Raw genomic sequence first — 388 nt, forward strand, 5'->3', positions numbered from 1 at the left:
CCTTCGTACAGCGCGTGGGCGATGGACAACAGCGTCTGCTGGGTCATCTGCTGCGTCTCCCGCAGGGTGTGCGCATTGAGCATCACGAAGTGACCCGGACGCGTTGCCCACCAGGCGTTGATCTGCAGCTCCAGCATGCAGACGAGGTTGCGGCTGACGGTCTGGATAGCCTCGAAGATCGCCTTCTGGATGTGCGTCTCTTTGCTGGCGGGGGTGATCAGCCCGCGCATTTTAACCACGTCGTTCAGCGCCTGCTGGAGATGCTTTTCCAGCCGCGGTCGATCCACCAGATTTGGCGAGAAGCCGGCCTGGTAGAGGCGGTTAAAGTTGGTGACATAGCTGGCCATCTGGATGCGCCAGTGGATGAACGCCCGCTGCGGCCAGATGC

General features: G+C 61.3%; 1 protein-coding gene. It reads right to left on the reverse strand.

The window, feature by feature from the left end; all coding sequences use genetic code 11:
- Positions 1–388 (reverse strand): hypothetical protein (locus FJV41_RS56585; RefSeq protein ID WP_220138080.1); only part of this gene is annotated, 388 nt, incomplete at both ends.

Origin of the sequence: Myxococcus llanfairpwllgwyngyllgogerychwyrndrobwllllantysiliogogogochensis, from assembly GCF_006636215.1 — a bacterium.
GTDB classification, from domain to species: Bacteria; Myxococcota; Myxococcia; order Myxococcales; family Myxococcaceae; genus Myxococcus; species Myxococcus llanfairpwllgwyngyllgogerychwyrndrobwllllantysiliogogogochensis.